At 71.2% G+C, this 5479-nt stretch carries 5 protein-coding genes; all 5 read left to right on the top strand.

What is annotated here, in order from left to right; translation table 11 throughout:
• Positions 1–667 (top strand): flagellin (locus tag M0P34_RS13355; protein ID WP_291499961.1); only part of this gene is annotated, 667 nt, incomplete at its 5' end.
• Between the two features lie 134 nt (positions 668–801).
• A complete protein-coding gene (gene fliD, locus M0P34_RS13350) occupies positions 802–2466 on the top strand; it encodes a flagellar filament capping protein FliD (protein ID WP_291499959.1) in 1665 nt (554 codons plus the stop codon).
• Between the two features lie 22 nt (positions 2467–2488).
• Positions 2489–3043, top strand: coding sequence for a flagellar export chaperone FliS (gene fliS, locus M0P34_RS13345; RefSeq protein ID WP_291499956.1), 555 nt, complete (start codon positions 2489–2491; stop codon positions 3041–3043).
• Positions 3044–3054: 11 nt separating this feature from the next.
• Positions 3055–4191: a glycosyltransferase family 4 protein gene (locus M0P34_RS13340; RefSeq protein ID WP_291499954.1), complete on the top strand. Its 1137-nt coding sequence runs from the start codon at positions 3055–3057 to the stop codon at positions 4189–4191.
• A complete protein-coding gene (locus M0P34_RS13335; protein WP_291499951.1) occupies positions 4148–5356 on the top strand; it encodes a glycosyl transferase family 2 in 1209 nt (402 codons plus the stop codon). The genes M0P34_RS13340 and M0P34_RS13335 overlap by 44 nt, the downstream gene beginning before the upstream one ends.
• Positions 5357–5479: the final 123 nt, after the last annotated feature.

The following is a 5479-nucleotide window of genomic DNA, read 5'->3' as shown; positions in this document are numbered from 1 at the left end:
CCAGACCGCCGACGGCGCCCTGGGCGTCATCGACGAAAAGCTCATCCGCATGAAGGAGCTGGCCGAACAGGCGGCCACGGGCACCTACAACTCCGACCAGCGCCTGATCATCGACTCCGAGTATCAGGCAATGGCCTCGGAAATCACCCGTATCGCCAACGCCACGGACTTCAACGGCATCTACCTGCTGAACGGCAACCTCTCCGGAGACACCCACGACGGATCCCCCCTGGCCCCGACGGGCAAGATGAAGATCCACTTCGGCACGGGCAACGACTGCTCGGAGGACTACTACTACATCCGCATCAACACGGCCACGGCCTCGGCCCTGGGCCTGGGCAACCAGTCCTCCGTGGGCGCCGGGTTCTCCATCTCCACCCAGTCGGCCGCGCAGAACGCCCTGGTGGCCCTGAACGAGGCCATCGTCTCCAAGGACACCATCCGCGCCAGCCTGGGCGCGCTGCAAAACCGCCTGGAGAACACCATCACCAACCTGGAGGTCCAGGCCGAAAACCTCCAGGCCTCGGAGTCGCGCATCTCCGATGCCGACGTGGCCCTGGAGATGACCGAATTCGTGCGCCAGCAGATCCTGACCCAGTCGGCGGTGGCCATGCTGGCCCAGGCCAACAGCCTGCCGCGACTGGCCATGCAGCTTCTGGGCGGCTAGGCGGGGCGCACCCCGCCGCCGAGCCGGGCCCCGCCCGGGCCTGGCCCGGCCCGTCGCCCTCCTGGCACCGACCTTGCATCCCGTAAGGCGGCAGCATTGGCCAGGAATTTTTTGCACACGAGGAGCAAGGCGACATGGCCGGCGATTATCTCACTTCGGGCGCGGTGCGCATCACCGGACTTGGCAGCGACACGGACTTCGACGCCATCGTCGACGCAATGGTCAAGGCCCAGGGCGTCCACCGCCAGCGGCTGATCACCTGGCGCACCGATTGGGAGAACAAGCAGGTCGCCTTCCAGGAACTCAACACCATGCTCCTGGACCTCAAGACGCACATGCAGACCATGGACACCATGGACGAATTCTTCGTCAAAACCGGCGACATCTCCAACCCCGCCGTGGTTTCGGCCACGGCGGACAGCAGCGCCGTCCCCGGCACGCACACCGTGGTGGTGACCCAGGTCGCCCAGGCCGACATCTTCACCAACCTGGCCACCGGCTTCGCCACCAAGACCGACAGCGTGACCGCCGCCGACGGCGTGCTGGAGCTGACCTACGGCACGGCCTCCCCCCAGACCATGTCCATCAACGTCAGCGCCGGAACGACCCTCGAAGCGCTGGTCAACCAGATCAACAAGGACCCGGGCAACCCCGGGGTGCGCGCCAGCATCGTCTACGACGGCGCAAGCTACCACCTCCAGGTGCGCGGCATGGACATGGGTCAGGATAAGACGGTGACCATCGGCGCGGGCACGACCCTGGCAGGCTTCGGCGCCGCCGACTGGACCAGGACCCAGACCGCCCAGAACGCCCAGTTCACCGTGGACGGCCTGTCCATCGACTCCGCGTCCAACACCGTGGCCGACGTGGTCGAGGGCCTGACCTTCACCGTCAAGGATGCCGGAACCGCGGTCATCACCGTGGCCAACGACGAGGCGTCCATCCTGAAAAACGTGCAGGGCTTCGTGGACAAGGTCAACGAGGTGCGCACGGCGCTGATCAACCTGACAAAGTTCAACGACCAGACGGCCCAGGGCTCGCTGCTCACCGGCAACTACGGGTTGCAGATCATCAGCTCCCAGCTCAAGGAGATCACCGCGGGCAAGGGCCTGGGCTTCGACTACGACGGCGACGCCATCTCCACCCTGAGCCAGATCGGCATCACCACCGACGCCGAGGAGGGCTCGCCCACGCGCGGGCTTTTGCAGATCGACCAGGAGGACTTCCTCAAGGCCCTGAAGGATCACCCCGAGGAACTGGCCTCCCTGTTCAGCACGAGCTACGAGGGCGAGACCGACTCGCCGGACTTCTCCTTCGGCGGCTACATCAAGGGCATGACCCAGGCCGGAAGCTACGACGTCCAGTACACTACCGACGCCTCGGGGGCCATCGTCTCGGCCACCATCGGCGGGCATGCCGCCACCGTCAGCGGCTCGACCCTGACCGGCCCGGCCAACACGTCCGTGGCCGGTCTGGTGCTCAACGTCAGCAACCTCACGCCGTCGAGCACCATGACCGGAACGGTGCATCTCAAGCTCGGCAAGGCCGGCGAAATCAGCGAAAAGCTGACGGACCTGACCAGCTCGGTGTCCGGGCCGCTGCATATTCTGCAAAAGAACTACCAGAACATCATCAACAACATAAACAAGAAGATCTCCTACGAGGAAGACCGCATCGCGCGCACAGAAAAGTCCCTGCGGCTGCGCTTCGCGCGCCTGGAGTCGACGCTGTCCTACTACGAAAACATGAAGGCGTCCCTGGAAAAGCAGACAAAGCAGCTGTCCTCCTCGTCCTCGTAACGCAAGACCCCGGAGATTTCCCATGCTCAAGGCCGCCAAGGCGTACTTCCAGACCCAGGTCACCACCACAACCCAGGCCGACCTGCTGATCCTGCTCTACGACGGGGCGATCAAGTACCTGAACCAGGCCAAGGCCTGCATGGCCGAACGCGACTACGCCAACAAGGGCATGCTCATCTCGCGGGCCATGGACGTGATATCCGAGCTGGACGAGAGCCTGAACCCGGAGAAGGGCGGCGAACTGGCCGCCAATCTCCACCAGCTCTATTTCTACTGCAACACGCGCCTGCTGCGGGCCAACATGGAGATGCGCCCCGAGGTCATCGACGAGGTCGTCCGCATCCTGGATTCCCTGCGCGACGCCTTCAGCCGCATCAAGAACGCCGTCCCCGAGACCCCCGCCGAGGCGCCCGCGCCCCGGCCCGAGCCCGCCGCCCCCGGCCCCCGCGCCGAAACGGCCCCGGAGCCCCCCGCGCCCCGGGCCCAGCCCCAGGGGACGTACGGCCCCAAGGCGGTGCTGCGCCCGGCGCACAAGGGCGCCATGCCCGGCACCTACGGCCCCTCGCGCCAGGGCTGAGCGGGGCGGCCATGAGCGCTCCGCGCACGGTGCTGCACGTCTGCGGTGGCCTGGGCCTGGGCGGCACGGAGAAGGCCATGCAGCTGCTGGCCGCCGCCCTGGATCCCGGGCGCTACCGCCCCGTGGTCCATGCCTTTGCCGACGGGCCGCGCCGGGCGCAGCTCACGGCCCTGGGCATCCCCGTCCATGTGGGCCCGGACCTGCTGCGCACCGCCGAGCGCACCACCCCGGACATCATCCACCTGCACCGCGCGGGCTGGCCCGAGCCGCGCCTGCTGCGTTCCGTGGCCCTGGCCGGGGTGGCGGCGGTGGTGGAAACCAACGTCTTCGGCCGCTACGACCCCAGCCCCCGGGCCGCCGTCATCGACCGCCACCTTTTCGTTTCCGCCTTCTGCCTGCGCCGCTACGCCGCCGTGCACGGCGTGGACGTTTCAGGCCCGCGCCACCGCGTTCTCTACAATCCCGTGGATACAGCCGCCTTCGCCGCCTGCCCGGGGCCGACCCCCGGCGCCCCGCCCGTGGTGGGCCGCGTGTCGCGGGCGGACCCGGGCAAATGGTCGGCCCTGGCCCTGGAGTTCCTGCCCCGCCTGCTGGCGCGCGTGCCCGGGGTCGAATACCGCATCATCGGCGGCACCAGGCAGGCCCGGGAATGGACCGCCGCCCGGGGCCTGGGGGCGCGGGTGCGCTTCATGGAACCCGTGGCCGACGACGCGGCCCTGGCGGAGTTCTTCAGCGGCCTCGGCGTGCTGGCCCACGCCAACGACACGGGGGAGACCTTCGGCATGGTCATCGCCGAGGCCATGGCCGCCGGGCTGCCCGTGGTCACCCATCCCTGCCCGGGCCTTAGGGACAACGCCCAGCTGGAGCTGGTGGAGCACGGGGTCACCGGCCTTGTGGCCGCCACGCCCGAGGCGTACGCCGCCGCCCTGGTCCGGCTGCTGACCGACCCGGCCCTGGCCCGGCGCATGGGCCAGGCGGGCCGGGCCAAGGCCCGCGCGCTGTTCGACACCCGCGTGGTGGCCGCGCGGCTCATGGACATCTACGACGAACTGCCCGCCCGGGCCGCCGGCATCCCGCGCCGACCCCAGCCCTTCGAGAACCGCCATGCCCAGCCCCGACGCCCATCCCTTCGCGCGCTACACGGCTGAGGTGCTGCGCTTCGGCTTCGCCGGGCAGGCCGCGCCCGCCGCGCCCGCGCCCCTGGCGCCCGGGGCCCTGCGCGCCGCGCGGGACGGCTGCCTGCGCGCCCTGGAGCGCGAGCCGCGCGCAAGCGTGCTGCTGCTCGGCCTGGGCACGGGCGACCTGGCCCGGGCCCTGGACGACGCCCTGCCCCCGGAGGTGACCCTCGTGGTCAGCGAGCTGGACACGGCCCTGGCCCGCGCGGCCCTGGCCGGGCCCGACGCGCCCTGGGCGCGGCCGGGGGGTCGCACGGTCCTGCTGGCCGACACCTCGCCCTGGGCCCATTTCCTGCTCTGGACCCTCCACGGCCTGACCCCGGCCACGGCGCATCTGCGCCTGCACCCGCAGGACCAGCGGCACCCCGGCCGGGCCCTGGCCCGGCGGCTGTTCGCCCGGGCCGGGGCCTTGGGGCCGGCGCCCGCCCAGGCGCCCTTTCCGGCCCTGACCCTGGCGGCCATCCTGGCCCCGGGCGACCCGGGGCTGGAGGAATTCTTCGCCCAGGTGCCCCCCTGGGCCACCGAGGTGGTGGCCCTGTGGGACGCCGACGCGCCCCCGGCGCAGCACCCGGGCTGCGCCGCGCCCGTGCGCCACCTGGCCCGGCCCCTGGGCGACGATTTCGCGGCCCAGCGCAACGCCATGCTCGACGCCTGCGCCACGGACTGGGTGCTCGTGCTCGACGCCGACGAACGCCTGACGCCGCAGGGCTGGCAGGCCGCGCGCGACCTGGCCCGCCGGGGCCAGGCCCACGGCATGGGGCTCTTCCTGCTGCCGCGCCGCACCCTGCACCCCGACGGCGAGCGCGTCCTGGCCGGGCTGGGCCTGTGGCCGGACCTGCAACCGCGCCTTTTCCGCCGCACCCCGGCCCTGCGCTACCAGCGCCCGGTCCACGAGCGCCTGACCGGCGCGCGCGGGCCCTTCGGCGTGGCCCTCGGCCCGTCCATCCTGCACCTGAACCGCCTGCTGCGCGGCCCCGACGCCGTGCGCGCCAAGCTGGCCGGATTCGACCGCGCGGGCGCAGGCGGCGTACGCCACACCCTGTCCGCCGACTACCCGGCCCTGGCCCCGGAGCTGCTGCCCGAGGACGCGGGGCCCGGCGCCCCCCCGGCCGTGACCCTGCCCTTCGACCCCGCCTGAGCCCAGGCCCCAGGCCCTGGCCGCGCCTCCGGCCGGGCCCCCGCGCGGCGCGGCGTGCGCCGCCGGGCGGCCCCGGCCCCGCGCTGTTGATATCCCCCCGGCTTGCATGTATCGTCGCGAACT

Origin of the sequence: Desulfocurvus sp. (assembly GCF_023230885.1) — a bacterium.
Lineage (GTDB): Bacteria > Desulfobacterota > Desulfovibrionia > Desulfovibrionales > Desulfovibrionaceae > Desulfocurvus.
Note: the sequence above shows the minus strand (reverse complement) of the source record. Positions and strands in the feature narration are given on the sequence as shown.

Coding starts and splice junctions, on each gene's coding strand:
- fliD (WP_291499959.1), top strand. CDS start 802: ATGGCCGGCGATTATCTCACTTCGGGCGCGGTGCGCATCACCGGACTT.
- M0P34_RS13340 (WP_291499954.1), top strand. CDS start 3,055: ATGAGCGCTCCGCGCACGGTGCTGCACGTCTGCGGTGGCCTGGGCCTG.
- fliS (WP_291499956.1), top strand. CDS start 2,489: ATGCTCAAGGCCGCCAAGGCGTACTTCCAGACCCAGGTCACCACCACA.
- M0P34_RS13335 (WP_291499951.1), top strand. CDS start 4,148: ATGCCCAGCCCCGACGCCCATCCCTTCGCGCGCTACACGGCTGAGGTG.